The sequence below is a fragment of the Lacticaseibacillus kribbianus genome, assembly GCF_020180945.1.
In the GTDB taxonomy this organism is placed as follows: domain Bacteria; phylum Bacillota; class Bacilli; order Lactobacillales; family Lactobacillaceae; genus Lacticaseibacillus; species Lacticaseibacillus kribbianus.
Genome location: NZ_JAIPUL010000001.1, coordinates 176,274 through 191,953, shown reverse-complemented (window position 1 = coordinate 191,953; position 15,680 = coordinate 176,274). Strand labels below are relative to the sequence as shown.

At 52.6% G+C, this 15,680-nt stretch carries 19 protein-coding genes; 14 read left to right on the top strand and 5 right to left on the bottom strand.

What is annotated here, in order from left to right; genetic code table 11:
• The first annotated feature begins 6 nt into the window (after nucleotides 1-6).
• Complete coding sequence (locus LE416_RS00950; RefSeq protein ID WP_225047809.1) at nucleotides 7-540, top strand: hypothetical protein; 534 nt, start codon at nucleotides 7-9, stop codon at nucleotides 538-540.
• Nucleotides 537-1,460 (top strand): conjugal transfer protein, encoded by a 924-nt coding sequence (locus LE416_RS00945; protein ID WP_225046634.1) that lies wholly within the window; start codon nucleotides 537-539, stop codon nucleotides 1,458-1,460. The genes LE416_RS00950 and LE416_RS00945 overlap by 4 nt, the downstream gene beginning before the upstream one ends.
• Nucleotides 1,461-1,521: 61 nt before the next feature.
• Here LE416_RS00945 and LE416_RS00940 read toward each other — a convergent pair whose 3' ends face one another.
• The 3 genes from LE416_RS00940 to LE416_RS00930 form a co-directional block, all read right to left on the bottom strand.
• Nucleotides 1,522-1,938, bottom strand: coding sequence for a hypothetical protein (locus LE416_RS00940; RefSeq protein WP_225046633.1), 417 nt, complete (start codon nucleotides 1,936-1,938; stop codon nucleotides 1,522-1,524).
• A 251-nt stretch (nucleotides 1,939-2,189) separates the two neighbouring features.
• Nucleotides 2,190-2,879 carry an N-acetylmannosamine-6-phosphate 2-epimerase gene (locus LE416_RS00935; RefSeq protein ID WP_225046632.1) on the bottom strand — a complete coding sequence of 230 codons (690 nt, stop codon included), beginning with the start codon at nucleotides 2,877-2,879 and terminating at the stop codon, nucleotides 2,190-2,192.
• A gap of 114 nt (nucleotides 2,880-2,993) precedes the next feature.
• Entirely contained in the window at nucleotides 2,994-4,421 is a 1,428-nt protein-coding gene (locus LE416_RS00930; RefSeq protein ID WP_225046631.1) for an MDR family MFS transporter, read from the bottom strand.
• Between the two features lie 79 nt (nucleotides 4,422-4,500).
• Here LE416_RS00930 and LE416_RS00925 point away from each other — a divergent pair, with 79 nt between their 5' ends.
• The 12 genes from LE416_RS00925 (at nucleotide 4,501) to LE416_RS00870 (ending at nucleotide 13,746) form a co-directional block, all read left to right on the top strand.
• Nucleotides 4,501-4,941 carry a MerR family transcriptional regulator gene (locus LE416_RS00925; RefSeq protein ID WP_225046630.1) on the top strand — a complete coding sequence of 147 codons (441 nt, stop codon included), beginning with the start codon at nucleotides 4,501-4,503 and terminating at the stop codon, nucleotides 4,939-4,941.
• A gap of 99 nt (nucleotides 4,942-5,040) precedes the next feature.
• The gene (gene ppcA, locus LE416_RS00920) at nucleotides 5,041-6,552 is read left to right on the top strand and encodes a phosphoenolpyruvate carboxylase (protein WP_225046629.1); all 1,512 of its coding nucleotides are present in this window, start codon (nucleotides 5,041-5,043) and stop codon (nucleotides 6,550-6,552) included.
• Between the two features lie 186 nt (nucleotides 6,553-6,738).
• Nucleotides 6,739-7,248, top strand: coding sequence for a TetR/AcrR family transcriptional regulator (locus tag LE416_RS00915; RefSeq protein ID WP_225046628.1), 510 nt, complete (start codon nucleotides 6,739-6,741; stop codon nucleotides 7,246-7,248).
• A 22-nt stretch (nucleotides 7,249-7,270) separates the two neighbouring features.
• Nucleotides 7,271-8,326 (top strand): ABC transporter permease, encoded by a 1,056-nt coding sequence (locus LE416_RS00910; protein ID WP_225046627.1) that lies wholly within the window; start codon nucleotides 7,271-7,273, stop codon nucleotides 8,324-8,326.
• 4 nt (nucleotides 8,327-8,330) lie between these two features.
• The gene (locus LE416_RS00905) at nucleotides 8,331-9,017 is read left to right on the top strand and encodes an ABC transporter ATP-binding protein (protein ID WP_225046626.1); all 687 of its coding nucleotides are present in this window, start codon (nucleotides 8,331-8,333) and stop codon (nucleotides 9,015-9,017) included.
• A 50-nt stretch (nucleotides 9,018-9,067) separates the two neighbouring features.
• The gene (locus LE416_RS00900; RefSeq protein ID WP_225046625.1) at nucleotides 9,068-9,499 is read left to right on the top strand and encodes a hypothetical protein; all 432 of its coding nucleotides are present in this window, start codon (nucleotides 9,068-9,070) and stop codon (nucleotides 9,497-9,499) included.
• Complete coding sequence (locus tag LE416_RS00895; protein ID WP_225046624.1) at nucleotides 9,484-9,930, top strand: DUF2871 domain-containing protein; 447 nt, start codon at nucleotides 9,484-9,486, stop codon at nucleotides 9,928-9,930. Before LE416_RS00900 ends, LE416_RS00895 begins: the two co-directional genes overlap by 16 nt.
• 77 nt (nucleotides 9,931-10,007) lie before the next feature.
• Nucleotides 10,008-10,829 (top strand): hypothetical protein, encoded by an 822-nt coding sequence (locus LE416_RS00890; protein ID WP_225046623.1) that lies wholly within the window; start codon nucleotides 10,008-10,010, stop codon nucleotides 10,827-10,829.
• A gap of 305 nt (nucleotides 10,830-11,134) precedes the next feature.
• The gene (locus LE416_RS00885) at nucleotides 11,135-11,533 is read left to right on the top strand and encodes a sigma factor-like helix-turn-helix DNA-binding protein (RefSeq protein WP_225046622.1); all 399 of its coding nucleotides are present in this window, start codon (nucleotides 11,135-11,137) and stop codon (nucleotides 11,531-11,533) included.
• Between the two features lie 20 nt (nucleotides 11,534-11,553).
• Complete coding sequence (locus LE416_RS00880; protein WP_225046621.1) at nucleotides 11,554-11,811, top strand: helix-turn-helix domain-containing protein; 258 nt, start codon at nucleotides 11,554-11,556, stop codon at nucleotides 11,809-11,811.
• Between the two features lie 360 nt (nucleotides 11,812-12,171).
• Nucleotides 12,172-12,432, top strand: coding sequence for a helix-turn-helix domain-containing protein (locus LE416_RS00875; protein ID WP_225046620.1), 261 nt, complete (start codon nucleotides 12,172-12,174; stop codon nucleotides 12,430-12,432).
• A 51-nt stretch (nucleotides 12,433-12,483) separates the two neighbouring features.
• On the top strand, nucleotides 12,484-13,746 hold the full coding sequence (locus LE416_RS00870; protein WP_225046619.1) for a tyrosine-type recombinase/integrase: 1,263 nt from the start codon (nucleotides 12,484-12,486) through the stop codon (nucleotides 13,744-13,746).
• 130 nt (nucleotides 13,747-13,876) lie between these two features.
• On the opposite strand, the gene LE416_RS00865 is transcribed toward LE416_RS00870, so the two are convergent.
• Nucleotides 13,877-14,125, bottom strand: a complete 249-nt coding sequence (locus LE416_RS00865; protein ID WP_225046618.1) for a type B 50S ribosomal protein L31 — start codon at nucleotides 14,123-14,125, stop codon at nucleotides 13,877-13,879.
• Between the two features lie 128 nt (nucleotides 14,126-14,253).
• Complete coding sequence (locus LE416_RS00860; protein WP_225046617.1) at nucleotides 14,254-15,516, bottom strand: UDP-N-acetylglucosamine 1-carboxyvinyltransferase; 1,263 nt, start codon at nucleotides 15,514-15,516, stop codon at nucleotides 14,254-14,256.
• Nucleotides 15,517-15,680: the final 164 nt, after the last annotated feature.

Here is a 15,680-nt window from a genome sequence, read left to right as displayed (position 1 = left end):
AAGACGATGGATCAAAACGGTATCGGTTATTTTGACTGGATGGATCTCATCACCAATACCTATGACGATGCGCTGCAAAAGGCGCACATCGATCTCAAATTTGGCGACAACCGTGCACTACGCATCAAGGAACTCGACTTTGCGTCAGGTGAGTGGGAACGCATCAAGTTCTTCAAACAACGCCTACCCAACACCGATGACCTGTGCCACGTTCTCGATCGCTTCGTTGACCGGATGCCGGAAATGGAATTCGGACACCGGCGCGAGTATCGCCTCGCTGTCGCGCATGAAGTGGCCGTTGATCGATGGCTCAAGGGCAAGGTCTTCGCCCCAGAAGACCGCAAGTATATCCTCGACCGCGAGCGCTACTTGGCCGAAGAATATTTCAACAACGACCGTGAGCTCGGCCAGTATATTGAAACCGACTATGAGAGCTACAAGCGAATCTCGCTACAACGCCTGTTCGTGCGCTTTCTTGATATTTACGATGATTTTTACCGCTGCTACGAAATTAGAAAGGACAAGGTGAACGAACCTTGAGTAAAAACAAAACCCAAAAGAACGGCTGGTTCAAGAAGAAGCCAGCAGCACCCAAGCCGCCTAAAATTAAGCACCGTGGCTTGCGTCGCCCGATCACACTGCTTTGCTGGGCGGTGTTGATCGGTAGCACCAGCTTCGGCGTCTACAAAAACATGACCGCCATTGACACCCACACGGTGCATGAAGTTCAAGTGTTTAAGACCAAGGTGATCGACACGCACGCCTTAGCGACCTTCACTACCGACTTCGCCAAGCTCTACTACTCGTGGCAGCCCAGCCACGAAGCCCTCGATCAGCGGCAGAGAGCCTTGCAGCCGTATCTCGTTGAGCAACTACAATCACTGAACGCTGACACCGTGCGGAGTGACATTCCCACCACAGCCGCAGTAAGTGAAGTCAAGATCTGGGACGTGAGCAAGACGGCTAAAGATACGTTCCGTGTGCTATTCACGGTAAAGCAGGATCTCACCAAGGGCAAAGACAAGAAGTCAGTGAACAGCACTTACACCATCAACGTTATGCAAAATGACAACGGCGATATGGTGGTCACCAAGAACCCAACCATCGCTGCGGAGCCAGCAACGGCACGCGTCAAGCTACCTGATGCGCAGTCTGACAACTCGGTAGACAGCTCCACCGCAGACGACGTAACTAAGTTTCTCAAAACGTTCTTCGCATTGTACCCACAAAGTGATCGCAACGAACTCAAGTATTACGTTAAGGACGGGACACGACCTATCAAACGGAATCTCAAGTTTGTGGAACTGCTAGATCCTATCTTCAAGCAGACTAAGCACGGCCTGACAGTTACCCTGTCTGTGAAGTACCTCGACACTGACAATGACATGAGCCAAGTATCGCAATACACCCTGACCCTTTCCAAGCAAAGTAACAACTGGATTATCACTGACGGCATCTAATAAAATACCCGGCACGACCTAACGCTGAAACTAGCGTAGCAGGTCGTGCCGGGTATTGTCGTTATTCTGGAATTGTGACAGTGTTGCGTCCGCGGACTTTACGAATGATTAGGTAAGGCAGGTAGCCGAAGACGAAGGCTAAGATTGCGACTTTGGTAAGCACTCTACCGATCTGAAACATGACGAAGATTGCTAACGAAGCAACCGCCAGTATGAAGATTACTCGCATGATCGAATAGAAAAACCACAGAAATAGCGGTAAAGCGAAATATGCCAATGCACAGACTAGCAAGGCCGCTGTGATCATTACCCAGCCCTGCATGAAGAATGGGAATAGAACGTGCCACCACAGCGCTCCAATCGTATCACTGACGCCAGTAATTAGCACAGCAATCATGCCGCCAACTGCATTTGCAACAAAGTCAACGCAAGTATCAAGTCCAGCATTCAACGTTGAAACCAATGAACCAATCATCAACAACTACCTCCCCATTTCGTATTGGAGCTTGAGGATAACAAATATCAATCACGAATAACAAGTCCTTCTCATGCTGCGGATGCCGCTTTCTAACGTTACATTTAGTAAGACTATTTATATCGGCAAGTAGTATTTACCGGATTCGCTGAATTCTCGCCGATTCAAAAACAAATTCGCCCAAAAAGGTGAAACCTGGAGTGATTTGGGGTTCCATCTTCGTGTCTATTGATTATTACTGTTTGGCGATTGCACTAAGCCAGCGCCTGCATGAAACGTTGCGCAATCGTGAGCGGTCGAGTGATCGCGCTGCCGACCACGGCGGCGTGGACCCCAAGGTCGATGCAACGCCGCAATTTTTCAGGCGTGTCGATCTTGCCTTCCGCAATGACCGGGTGCTTCGCCGCCTTGAGTACCTGTTTCAGATACTCAAAATCATTGGTGGCTAGGTCGCGGCCGGCCGTCGCTTCGGTGTAGCCGTACAGTGTGGTGCCGATCATATCAAAGCCTAACTCGTCGGCCTGGGACACATCGGCTAGGCTGGCGGTGTCGGCCATCAGCAGTGTGTTTGGGTATGCCGCCCGGAATTGCTTCACGTTGTCAGCCAGTGATTGGCCGTGTGGGCGGGTACGCCCAGTCACCTCAACGGCGACCGCTGCGCAGCCAGTTTCTGCAATGGCTGTCATATCTTCGATTGTTGGCGTGATAAACGTTTCAGCGTCTGGATAGACGTGCTTGTTGATTCCGAGCACCGGCAGACCGGTTTCGGCTTGAATCGCTTCAATATCGACGATCGAGTTGGCCCGAATAGCAGGGGCGCCGGCCAGTTTGGCGGCTTTGGCCATGCGAGCCATGATGAAGGAACTGTGCAACGGCTCTTCTGGGAGGGCTTGGCAGGACACGATCATCTTACCTTTCACTTGGTTCAGAAAGTCGTTTGACATAGGTAGCAGCTCTTTTCTTAAGTAGTTAGTCAGCACGGCGGCCGAGCATAGGATTCAGTTTAACAGAATTTTGATGTCAGTTAATGAGCATTCGGTGTGATCGATGCGCGCCCACTACGCGTGATGGGTATGGGCGCTCTGTGTCGCGCTTTGCGGCACAACTTTCAGGGCCTGAGTAAGATGCCAGGCGAGAAGCAGTCCAAGCAAGGCGATCAGCATGGTGAACCCAAAGGCAACGTGATACCCGGCCAGCGCCGCCGGACTGGCTGCCCCGTTCACATCGGCCAAGATCGTGACGGTCAAGGCGGTGGTCATCGACGTTGCCACCTGGCGTAGCGTGTTATTCACCGCGGTGCCGTGGCCGATCAGGCGCTTGGGCAAGGTGTTCATTGCGTTGGTCGTCAGCGGCATCATGACCAAGGAGACGCCTGCCATGCGCAAGGTGTACCACAACGTGACCCACCAGGTCGGCGTGGTAGTTGCCAGCCAGAGAAAGGGAAGCGTGCCTCCGGCCAGCAACAAGAAGCCGATACGCGCCAGGTGCTTGATGCCGTGGCGATCGTAAATGATGCCGGCGATCGGCCCCAGAACCAGGCTGATTAAGGCGCCGGGAAACAGAATCAGGCCGGACTGCAAGGCGGTTTTGCCCAGCACCAGTTGCAGGTACATCGGCAAGATCAGCTCGCAGGCAATCATTGCCATGTTGGTGCAAGCCACTAGCAGCGTCGAGCGACGGAAGGTGCGGTTCTTGAGAATCTCGACGTGTAGAAACGGCTGCTTGAGCGTCAGCTGGCGCTTGAAGAAGGCGACCACGAGAATCAGCCCGACCAGCAGGCTCTCCCAGACGCGCGCCGATGCAATCCCCAGTGTGCCCATCAGCGAGAAGCCGAACAGCAGGCAGAAGAAGCCGGTCACGCTTAGCGCTAATGATAACCAGTCTAACTTGGCATCAGTCGTTGGCAGCAGATCGCGCACGAAGACCATCGCCGCCAGCAGCACCACCACGGCAACGGGTAGAATCAACCCGAACAAGGCGCGCCACCCGAAGCTGGCGAGGATCCAGCCGGACAGCGTCGGGCCGATCGCCGGCGCGACCCCGATGGCGATCCCGGCTAAGCCCATCGCCATGCCCCGCTTCTCGGGCGGAAACAGTGCTAGGAGTAGCGCTTGCAGAAGCGGTAAGCTGATACCCACGCCAACTGCTTGCACCAGCCGGCCGGTCAGCAACAGGCCGAACGTCGGGGCTACCAACGCGATTACCGTGCCGGCGATGAAGATGCCCAGCGCGGCCAGATACAGGCGCCGAGCGGAGAAACGGTCGGACAGGTACGCCGTCAGCGGGATCATGATACCGTTGACCAGGAGAAACCCGGTCGTCAGCCACTGCACCGTGCTTTGACCGACACGAAACGTCGCCATCAGCGTCGGCAGCGCCGTAGTCAGCAACGTTTGGTTCAAGACGGTAATGAAGACGCCGACGATCAGCGTGGCGACCATCATTGGCACGTTAATCGGCTTGTGATTATAATCAAGGCAAGACATTTTAGACACTTCCTTCGATTTCTTAACGTATTATACGTTATACTCATCCGGAAGTAAGTCAATACGAAGGAGCAAGAAAATGGCAGACAGTATCAACCAGACAGTAGCCAAGCTGCGACAGTTAGATCTAACCATCGGCGCCGGCGAAACCAAGCGTGTGTGCGGTGTGACCGATGCCCAGCTGCGTTATTGGGAGCAGAAGGGCTTGATTCATCCGGTGCAGGCGCAAGGGCGCAACAAGCACTACACGTACCATGACGTGCTGGTCATGAGCGCCATCAAAGCGAACCTGGACACCGGTTTCACGCTGAGAGTAGCCGCCGAGCGTGCCGCACAGGAGATGGCGCAAAGTGCACGGTTGTCAAAGCTACTGACGACGGTGGCTGCTGTCGAGGCGGACGATGACCGGTTACTGGTTGAGTTAGGACCACTGACTGATCAGCCTGGACGCACGGTTTTTGCGACTATTGCAGCAGACGGCACAGTAACGTATCAGAGTCGCTTAACTAAAGAAGCCTAGCATTAGCTGGTTCCAGAATTTTTTGGTGATATAATTTATAGTAACCCTATATATTTTCGTGGGGTTACAAAATTAAAAACAATCATAGGAGTAGACATAATGCGCAGTATTCCAGTCACGATGGGCACCCAACACCCGGATAACGCAGGGGCAGCGTTTTGGGACGTGAACCAGAACCCTTTCATTTCAGCGTATACAGAGACGACCGAGGCGTACAAGAATTTTGCCGACCTTGACGTCGATGAGTATATGTGGGACTGGGAAGGTAAGCACGCCGACGCAGCGGTGGTTGACCGCCTATTTTCCACGCAGTACGACTACTTCAAAACCCACGAATTGGGGCGAGACAAATTCATCACGTTTCGTTTTCCGAACATCTGGGAAGAAGAAGGTTACAGCTTGATGCAGGCCATGACTACCTTCTTGTCGGCCGAAGACTTCGCACACGATTTACAGTTTGATTCACGGCCATTGTTTGAGGCCATCTTACCGATGGCCCAAAGTGCGGATCAGCTGATCGAGATGCAAGACCGCTTTGAGCAGCTCGCACACTTCAAGCAACAGGTCTTTACCAATCAGCGTGAGAACGGCGATCACATCGAGATGATCCCGTTATTCGAGAATTTTGAGACACAGCTACATGCACCCGAGATTCTTCACGAGTACCTCAAGCTGCATGAAGAACATTTCGGCTACCGCCCAGACTACTTACGCGTGTTCCTGGCGGGTTCTGATTCTGCCTTATCATCAGGATTTATGAACGCCATCATCGGAAACAAGCTGGCCATCGCGCGTCTGTATGAGTTTGCGGCCGATGAGCAGATTCCCGTTTACCCGATTGTCGGCATGGGGTCCGCAATTTTCCGTGGCGGCCTGTCACCCCGTCGTATCGATCGCTTCGTCAAGGAGTTCGCTGGCGTGCGTACGGTGACGGTTCAGAGTGCCTTCCGGTATGACTTCCCGCTGCCAGAGGTGCAAGACGCGATTGCCCAGTTGAAGCAGACGCTGCCTCAAGTAACCCCCTTGACGATTGATTCCGCCGACCAGGCCGTGATGATTCAGGTCGCCGAACAGTCGGCCACCTTCTACCGCCAGACGCTAGACAACCTGATCCCGGACATGCAGCCGATTTTCACCGCGTTTCCCAAGCGCCGCGATCGACGCCAGCACGTGGGCGTTCTAGGATACTCGCGCGAAGTGGACGGGCAAGCCTTGCCGCGCGCAATCAACTTCACCGGCTCGTTTTATGCCATCGGTGTCCCGCCAGAATTTATCGGCTTCGGTCGGGCGCTGGCGGCATTACCAGCTGAGAGCCTTGGCGTTTTAGTGCGGCATTACCCAGATATGCAAAAGGACTTCGCCGAGCTGGCCCAGTACGTTAATATGAACAGCTTGGCGATCCTAGCCGCGACCAACCCGGCCTGGCATGAGGTGGAAGAAGATATTCTGACCTTGCAGAGAATCCTCGGCTTCGAGCTGGCGCCCCAAACCCAAGAACAGGAATTGCACTATGAGTTGGCCCAGCAGATCGCGCAGATCAAGGACGGTGCCAGCATTGCGGTGACTGCCTTGATCAACCGGCAAGCGCAACTGCGACACTTCCTTGGTTAATCAAAAATAAATTCAATTTACCAACGCTTAGTCCCCCATGGGTCTAGGCGTATTTTTTTAATTCGTCTTCTAGCCCATTCAGGAACTTTTTCAAAATAATGTTGACACCGTGTCACCGTCTGCTATACTAATAAATGTCGACAGGGTGACACGGCGTCACCGATTCCGGAAAGTGAGGTTGCAATCATGGTATTACCAACATTTCATCATTTAAGCGAAGAAAAACAAGCGCGCGTTCGTGACGCGCTGCTAAATGAATTCTCGCAGTATCCCTTGGCCGAAGCGCAAGTCGCGCGAATCGTGAAGGACGCTGGGATTGCCCGCGGTGCCTTCTACAAATACTTCGCTGACCTGCCGGACGCTTACAATTATGTGTTTGGAGTCGCCATGTATGAAATTCATCGCACCATGCCAGAAATGCCTACGGTTGATAACGTTGATGCCTATATGAATTCAATTCGTCAATTCGTTGTTGAAACCGACAAGGCTGGCTACCGTAAATTGATTGAACAGCACTATCGCTACAACGAAGGCTTCCTCGGCAGTGAACCAACTAAGCTCGTCGATGGCGCAGACGCCCCGGCACGCTGGGCAATCACGGTCTTGTACCATCAGACCGTGCGCGACATCGTATTGGATCCAGACAGTATGGATCAGCGTATCGAACAGCTGCGCACAGTTTTGCAAAAACGTTAATCATTAAAGGAGAAATGCCACTATGTTCTTAGCCCTTAAAGAAATCAAGAAAGAGAAGATCCGCTCCGGCCTGATCGTCTCAATGATCGTGCTGATCGGATACTTAATCTTCATCTTGACCAGCTTGGCCCTGGGTTTGGCTCGGCAAAACACTGACGCCATCAATTCATGGGGCGTCGATCGCATTACGCTGAACTCAAGCGCCAACGTGGATATGCGCCAGTCCTTTCTGACCGAGAAGGAAGCTGGTAAGATCACCAAAAATGAAGCCCTGATTGGGGAAACCTCGGTGGTCGCCAACGCTAAGGGCCATAAGCAGACCTCCGCAGTATTCATTGGCTTGAAGTCTAACCAATTTGTTTACAAGAATATCAAACTCGAAAGCGGCCGCAACGTTAAGAAGGCCCACGAGCTGGTGGTTGATACCTCCTTCAAGCTCGAAGGCTACAAGCTCGGCAGTAAGTTCAAACTCAACGACGACAAGACCAAGTACACCATCGTCGGTTTCACCGAAGATGCTAAGATGAACGTCGCCCCAGTCGTTTATGGCCAGCTCCAAACCTGGCGCGACCTGCGCGGCATCACCGTTGGCCCAATCACTTCAGCTGTGGTTTCCAAGAACGCCAAGTACAAGAACACCGAAAAAGGTGCCAAGACCTACAATAAGCAGACCGTCATCGAAAAGCTCCCTGGTTACCAGGCCCAGACCACGACATTTATCATCATGATCGCCTTCTTGATGGTAATCTCCCTGATCATTATCGCCGTCTTATTGTACATCTTGACCATGCAGAAGCTCCCGAACTACGCGGTATTGCGCGCCCAAGGGATTCCAAGCAAGGTTCTGGTGATGGCAACTGTTTCCCAGTCCGTTCTGCTGGTTGTGAGTGGCTTGATCATCGCCACCCTACTGACGACGGCAACAGCCTTCATTATCCCAGCAAGCATTCCAATGGCCTTTGATATTCCTGTCTTGAGTGCCGTTGGCGGCGGCCTGCTGGCGATGGCCATGATCGGTGGTTTGATTCCGATCAAGTCCGTGTTGAGTGTCGATCCTGTATCCGTTATTGGAGGTTAATTCTATGAGCTCATTTTCCGTAAAAAATGTTAATCAAATCTTTGGTAGTGGTACCGCCGAAGTGCACGTGCTGCACGATGTGAACTTTGAAGCAGAACCAGGCACGCTGAGCTTGATCATGGGGCCTTCGGGTTCCGGTAAGAGTACCTTCCTGACGATCGCAGGCGGCCTGCTCACCCCGACTTCCGGGACTGTGGAAGTCAACGGCGTGGCCTACAACGAGCGCTCCAAGAAGAAACGCGACGCCTTGCGCCTAGATTCCATTGGGTTTGTCTTACAGGCTTACCACCTGTTGCCATACCTGACCGTGGCCGACCAATTCAAGCTGGTCGACAAAGTGAAGCCAAACGGGAACCTTTCTAAAGAAGAACTCGATGACGTGCTAGACACGCTCGGTATCAAGAACCTGTTGAACAAGTACCCAGGCGAACTGTCTGGTGGTCAGCAGCAGCGTGTTGCCATTGCCCGCGCCTTGTACCCGAACCCAGCGATCATCTTGGCCGATGAACCAACCGCAGCGCTGGATAGCTCCCGCGTCGCCGTGGTCGGCGATTTGCTGAAAGACCTCGCCATCAAGCACAACAAGGCCGTGGTTGTAGTGACCCACGATGCCCGGCTGATCGATTCCGCCGACCACCTGTACGAGATGAAAGACGGCTACCTGACCAAGAAGGAAGTCGTCAAAGCCTAAGGTTGGCCGCTGTCCCCGCAGCTTGTTACGATTAAATAAGGAGGAACGCCATGGTCCGCAAGGTGAACTTACTGTTGATCGCCAGCATTGTTTGGTTGATCGCCGGCTTCAACGTGCTAAAGATCGGGATCGATAGCTACGCGACATTTACTAAGCCGCTGAACTACGGGTTGTCCCTGATCGTGTTCGCCAGCTTCTGGTTCATGGTTTTCTCCAAGCTCGAACGCAAGCACAATACCCGCATTCTCGCCTACGAGATGGATAAGCTGTGGTTCTTCCACTTCTTTGACCTCAAGTCTTTCATCATCATGGCAATCATGATGGGCGGCGGGGTGACGATCCGCGTCATGAACCTTTTGCCTGATCGTTTCATCGCTGTGTTCTACACGGGACTTGGCGCTGCGTTGTTTCTTGCGGGAATCTTGTTTGGAATTGACTATGTCAGAGGCATAAGGAGGACAGGACAATGCGCAAAATCATGAACGTCAGTCTGATCTACCTCGTGGCCGCAATGGTCGCTGGGGTGTTCTATCGCGAGTTTACCAAGGCCCTTAATTTCACCGGTCCAACCGTGTTGGGCGTGGTGCATACGCACTTGATGGCTTTGGGTGTCGGCGTGTTCGCGCTGGTGGCGGTGGCGATGTTACAAGCCCCGGCGCTTGTCGATAACAAGCGCTTTAGGATCTTCTTCTGGCTTTACAACGTCGCCTTTCCAGTGATGGCCATCACAATGGCAATCCGCGGTGTGGTGCAAGTCACCGCGACTGAATTGACCGGTGGCGCCAGCGCCGCCTTATCGGGCATCGCAGGACTAAGCCATATCGGTGTTGCCGTGGCCTTGTTCTTGCTCTTGTGGGCCGTGAAGCAGACGTTTGTTGGCGAGTTTGCCAAGCGTAAAGCCAGATTCAACTAGTGTGTTGCTGCAGGAAGTAGTTGGCGCCGGTGGCGAGAAGCCTGCCGGCGCCTTTTTAATGCAAAGGAGTGTCCAAGATGACTTCAAGAACCAAGCCTGTTGTGTGGTTATTGGCTGTACTGACAGGACTGGCGGTCGTGTTGACCATGTCGATCACGACCATTCAGAGTACATTATTGAACCGCGAGTTTGTCACCGAGGTGGCAACGGGAACTGATTTTGAAGATGGCATCGTTGAAGTTGCCAAGAGCAAGGCGCAAGAGAAGCTCAATATTCCGATCGTCGCCTCGGTGATCGATGGGGTGCTGACACATCAAGTGATGACCCCGATCATTGAAGGACTAGTGGCGGAATCATACGTCGGCCGAGGCAGTCTGGTGGATTACCAACCCCTGGACGATCAACTGGAACAGGCGCTTGGCAACATAGGTCCATCTGGGATGTTCAGCCGTATGTATGACCGATTGAAGCCGAAACTACATAGTGCCATCGATGGTGCCTTAAGTGATCAGGCCAAGCACCTCAGAGGCGTCGTGGTAAATACTCGTGATGCCATGGTGACCCTTTGCTTGATATTGGGTTTTGTCCTTTTGGGGGCCGGAATCAGTGGGTTTATACTCCGGAGACAATGGCGCGTGGTGGCGGATACCGTTAGCGGTGGTCTAATTATTGGCGGTATGATTTGGGGGTTAATTTGGGCGACAACGGGTCTCATCGTTACTGCCCAACTACCCGAATCGATGCAGCAGGCTTTGACTCCAGCAGTGCGGGCTGCCGTAGGTCAGATGTTTGAAACGACCGGTTGGCTTGCAGGAACGTTAATGGTTGTTGGTATCATCACATTTTGGGTTAGTCACCACTATAAAATGCACGTAGCTTCTACTAAGCCCATTGGTTAAATGATGAGCCTTTCCGATTTCGTCCAATCATATTTTTATGGCTAACAACCCGCTAACTAATTCACCGTTCAATGATTGATAACCAATTGTTTACATTCACAGTTCACAGATTATCAATCACGGGAATCTTCGATCAGAGATGTTTTTATATACCGTCAAGATACCACTGGCTAACTAGCTAGTGGTTTTTGTTTTGCACTTTCTGGCACAGTACTCACAAAAATTGAAGTTTAGTTTCATTTCAGGGCGAAAACATTGTCTGTATCTGTGTACGAAAAAACCGCTTACTAGGAGGTCATCAGACTATGAGTAATGAACGTGAGGTATCCCGTATGTTCATCAGGTACATGCAACAGGTTCTCCGGAACGAACGAATCAATATTCATCAGAAATACCTCAAGCGTATCAAAGAAACCCCACTCGAAGATTGGCTACTGGAAGAAATCGCCGAACCAGGGCACCTTGAGGACTATGTTCTAAACAACGATGAAGTTGCTCACCTTGAATCCTTCATCGAAGACGAACGTCTTGCCACGGCCATTGCAACCCTTTCCACAGCTGATAAGATGGTGTTGTATCAATACTACTATTCTGAACTAAATGACGTGGAAATCGGTAGCCGCACCGGCAAAACTAGTCAGGGGGTGAATAAGCGGCGGCGACGGGCACTAGCGCGGATTAAGGAAGCATACGAGAACATGTAATGAATACGGAGGAGTGTTCAATGCATTATACAGAGGTCGATAACCTGATCCCGGTTATCTTAGCAGCGCAGGACGGAAACGCCGAGGCAATGTCCCAACTACTCGATATGTTCAGCTACGATTTCGATCGTGAGGCTGCATACGGAAAAAGCTATGTCGATCCCGATTTGAAACAAGAACTTCAAATCAAATTTGTATTCAGCGTTCAGCGCTTTAATGTTGCTGAACACCTATCGCAATCATCCACTGAATCCAGTTCACAACTAACTCGCACATAATAAATTTCAACTTTTTTCTAATTTTGGTTTCATTTCGACCCGTTCCCGCTGTCTGTATATGCAGAAGCGGGATTTTCTTTTGCTCGCTGTGTCCTTTGACAACTGAATAGCGTTGTTCAGCAACATCAGCCGTCGCCATGACCTCGCAGAGCGAGCGAACACCAAGGCCAGATACTTGCACGTCACTCCCACGCAACGGGAGAACCGATTCACTGTGAATCAGTTAGCCGGTCGGAACCGGGCTGAACAGCGCTGCCTCACCAACTTTCTGAATGGAGGTGATACGCTCACCTTACACAATAACTCTTGAAGGGAAGTGGCACTATCAGCCAAGAAACTCGCCATGAGATGTCCTTCGTTTTGAGCGACGGACAGATCGATACGATTCGCAATAAGGTGTTTGAGATTATCCGTGAGGAAGTAAACAGCGTTCGGCACGAAGCCCTGCTGAACGTCCGCTACTTCAAAAAAGGTGAAGCCTGCAAATATCTCAATGTCTCGTACAACACGTTAGACGTTTGGATCATGCTAGGTTTACCCAAGATCACAATCGGTAACTCGGTCAGATTTGATCGCATTGAACTTGATAAATGGATGCAAGGCATGAGTGTTGGATGTTAATATAATGATGTCTTACGCCTCACTGCCTTATTGAGCAGGAGGTCAATCATTATGTCAATCACCAAAACCAAAGCTGGCACCTATCAGGTCAGCGTTTTCTATCCGAAAGCCGTTCGTGAACTCATGGGCGTCGCCGGGCAGACCCGTTTTCGGGAAACCATCTCGACCAAACAAGCAGCAGTCGCAAAGGAGCGTGAGATCAACAAGAAAATCAAAGAAGCCCAAAAGAACGGCAATGCCCGGTCTCTTGAGCTTAAAGGTAAGATTCTGTTCAAGACGTTCTACAAAGATGTCTTCATGCCGCTGTATCTGACTGGCTCCACTGGTCGGGCACCGGTTGTCCCAACTAAGGCTACTGTCGAATATCAACGTGGGTTGTTCAAGAACCACCTGCTGCCAATGTTCGGCTCCTACTCCATGACCTACCTGAACTCCAACAAAGAGTTCGTCGTAGATCAGCTCAAGGAAAAGTCAGAACACTTCGCTAATATTAAAACGGTTAAGGCGTATGTACGCCAAATGTTTGAAGTTGCCGAGATCCTCGACTACATCGAATACGACCGCGTTGGCAAGTCCCTTCGCCTTGTCGGGCAACCACACAAGGACAAGCTCAAGAAGGAGCGGGTGAAGAAAGGTGAGTTCCTGACCGCAGAGCAGCTTCTGAACTGGCTACAAGCCACGAAAGAGGACTATGAGCGCGGTAAGCTATCTCTGGCCGACTACACCCTATTCCTCCTAACGTTGCACCTAGGCGACCGTAAGAGCGAATCCTACGCTTTGCAGTGGAAGCATATTGATTTGGAAGCTGGCAAGTTGTATCTGGTTCAGTCACTCGATGGTGACCGCGACGCCAAGGATACCAAGGGACACAAGCAAAGCATTATGACCCTACCACAGAATGTTCTGTATCTACTGGCTGAATGGAAGGCGGAGCAAGCCAAGCAGCTCGAAGCAATCGGGGTAGAACAAGACGGTGAGCAATGGCTATTCACCTACGTTACTCGTGAGGGTGTTCGCAACCAACCACTTTACTCCGACTACCTCAACGCACGAATCAAGTCAGTCAATCGGCGGCACCCTGAATTGGTCTACTTGCATCCACACAAGATGCGGCACACGTTCAGTACCCTGGCACGACAAGGTGGTGCGTCGATGGAAGACATCTCCAGTGCGCTAACCCATTCCAGTGTTTCAACCACGCGAACTTACGTGAACACACCGGATATAATAACAACGGTCACCCACCAACGCTTCCTAGATCGGCTGGATTCCGCAAGACTAGAAAAACAAAAAGACGTTCAGAATTCAGATTGAATTCCAAACGTCCTCATATTGAGCCAAATTCTCGTACAAATCACTCTCGATTTGATGAATTTGTACGAAAACCAACTTTTAAGATTCCCGTCACGCCGCGGCTCGCGACCGCAATGTGACAAAGTGGTCTTTATTTGCTGGTAAGCCCGTACTTCTTGTTGAAGCGATCAACACGGCCATCAGCCTTGCTGAACTTCTGCTTACCGGTGTAGAACGGGTGGGAATCGGACGTGATTTCCACACGAATCAGCGGGTAGGTCTCGCCTTCGAATTCAACGGTTTCGCTGGAGCTCTTGGTGGAGCCGGAAACGAACTTGAACCCGGTAGCGGAGTCCATGAATACGACCTGGTGGTAATCTGGGTGGATGCCTTGCTTCATAGTAATCTTCTCCTTTGCCCTAAGCCATTGCCTGACCTAGAGATATTCGTGTCACAACCTTAGCAGTTTATCATGGATGGCGCCCAATTGCAATTGCCCGCAGCAAAAACGCGGGCCCGCAACCGCGGTCAGTCCGTGATCAGCGCGACGTCGGCGCCGAGGCCCTTCAGCTTCATGATCACGCGGTCGTACCCGCGCAGGATGTTTTCGGCCTTGGTGATGACGGTTTCGCCCTCCGCCATCAAAGCAGCGGTCATCAAACACGCCCCGGCGCGAATCTCTTCGGCCGCGACCTCGGTGCCCTCCAGGTGGTCGGCGTGGTGCAGCAGGATCACGTCGTTTTCAACCGTGATGTCGGCGCCCATGCGGATCAGCTCCGGGATGTGGCGCACGCGCTTGGGGTAGATGGTGTCGACGATGATGCCCTCGCCGTGGGCCTTGAGCATCAGCGGCGTGATCGGCTGCTGCAGGTCGGTGGCAAAGCCCGGGTACGGCATGGTCTTGACCTGCACCATGCGCAGGTCGCCGGACGGGTACACGAAGATGCTGTCCTCGCCGACGTCCATGGTCACGCCCATCTCCTCGAGCTTGGCCAAAAAGGCGTCCAGGTGCTCGGAGATGATGTTTTGAACCTTCACGCCGTCGCCCACCGCGGCCGCCATGGCCAGGTAGGTGCCGGCCTCGATGCGGTCGGGAATGATGGTGTGCGCGTTGTGGGCGGCCAGCTGGTCCACCCCTTCGATGCGGATCACGTCGGTGCCGGCGCCGCGAATGGACGCGCCCATGTTGTTCAGGTAGGTCGCCAGATCGATAATCTCGGGCTCCTTGGCCGCGTTCTCGATCACCGTGCGGCCGTGCGCCGTCACCGCGGCGAGGATCACGTTGATGGTCGCGCCGACGGACACCATGTCCAGGAAAATGCGGGCGCCGTGCAGCCCCTCCTTGGGCGCGCGGATCGCGATGGCGCCGTGCTCGTTGGTCACCTTGGCGCCGAGGGCCTCGAAGCCCTTGATGTGCTGGTCGATCGGGCGCGGGCCGATGTCGTCGCCGCCGGGCAGGCCGACGATCGCCTTGCCGAAGCGCCCGAGCATGGCGCCCATGAAGTAGTACGAGGCCCGCAGCGACTTGATCTTGCCGTTGGGCAGCGGCACGTCTTTGATCTGCGTCGGGTCAATTTTGAGTACACAGTCGGCGAATTCGGACTTCACGTTCATCTCGTCGAGAATTGCCATCAGGTTGTCCACATCCTGAATGTGGGGGACGGAATCAAGGGTCACAGGGGTGCGCGACAAAATCGCGGCGGGGATGAGCGCAACGGTACTGTTCTTGGCCCCGCCGATCACGACCGTGCCGGAGAGCTTCTTACCGCCGCGGATCAGCATTTTTTTCATTCGGTTTATTCCTCACTTAAAGACGTTCACAGGTATGGCCGCGCCAGTGAAACAGGCGCAACGGTTGAATTCGTTCACTGATGGGAGAGACGCGCAAAAAACACACGTTCATCGTTTTATTTTAATGAACTTCTGTACAAAACACAAGGCCGTTCGGCGAACCG

Coding starts and splice junctions, on each gene's coding strand:
- LE416_RS00860 (WP_225046617.1), bottom strand. CDS start 15,516: ATGAAAAAAATGCTGATCCGCGGCGGTAAGAAGCTCTCCGGCACGGTC.
- LE416_RS00870 (WP_225046619.1), top strand. CDS start 12,484: ATGTCAATCACCAAAACCAAAGCTGGCACCTATCAGGTCAGCGTTTTC.
- LE416_RS00890 (WP_225046623.1), top strand. CDS start 10,008: ATGACTTCAAGAACCAAGCCTGTTGTGTGGTTATTGGCTGTACTGACA.
- LE416_RS00885 (WP_225046622.1), top strand. CDS start 11,135: ATGAGTAATGAACGTGAGGTATCCCGTATGTTCATCAGGTACATGCAA.
- LE416_RS00935 (WP_225046632.1), bottom strand. CDS start 2,879: ATGTCAAACGACTTTCTGAACCAAGTGAAAGGTAAGATGATCGTGTCC.
- ppcA (WP_225046629.1), top strand. CDS start 5,041: ATGCGCAGTATTCCAGTCACGATGGGCACCCAACACCCGGATAACGCA.
- LE416_RS00925 (WP_225046630.1), top strand. CDS start 4,501: ATGGCAGACAGTATCAACCAGACAGTAGCCAAGCTGCGACAGTTAGAT.
- LE416_RS00880 (WP_225046621.1), top strand. CDS start 11,554: ATGCATTATACAGAGGTCGATAACCTGATCCCGGTTATCTTAGCAGCG.
- LE416_RS00915 (WP_225046628.1), top strand. CDS start 6,739: ATGGTATTACCAACATTTCATCATTTAAGCGAAGAAAAACAAGCGCGC.
- LE416_RS00910 (WP_225046627.1), top strand. CDS start 7,271: ATGTTCTTAGCCCTTAAAGAAATCAAGAAAGAGAAGATCCGCTCCGGC.
- LE416_RS00865 (WP_225046618.1), bottom strand. CDS start 14,125: ATGAAGCAAGGCATCCACCCAGATTACCACCAGGTCGTATTCATGGAC.
- LE416_RS00900 (WP_225046625.1), top strand. CDS start 9,068: ATGGTCCGCAAGGTGAACTTACTGTTGATCGCCAGCATTGTTTGGTTG.
- LE416_RS00895 (WP_225046624.1), top strand. CDS start 9,484: ATGCGCAAAATCATGAACGTCAGTCTGATCTACCTCGTGGCCGCAATG.
- LE416_RS00950 (WP_225047809.1), top strand. CDS start 7: ATGGATCAAAACGGTATCGGTTATTTTGACTGGATGGATCTCATCACC.
- LE416_RS00905 (WP_225046626.1), top strand. CDS start 8,331: ATGAGCTCATTTTCCGTAAAAAATGTTAATCAAATCTTTGGTAGTGGT.
- LE416_RS00930 (WP_225046631.1), bottom strand. CDS start 4,421: ATGTCTTGCCTTGATTATAATCACAAGCCGATTAACGTGCCAATGATG.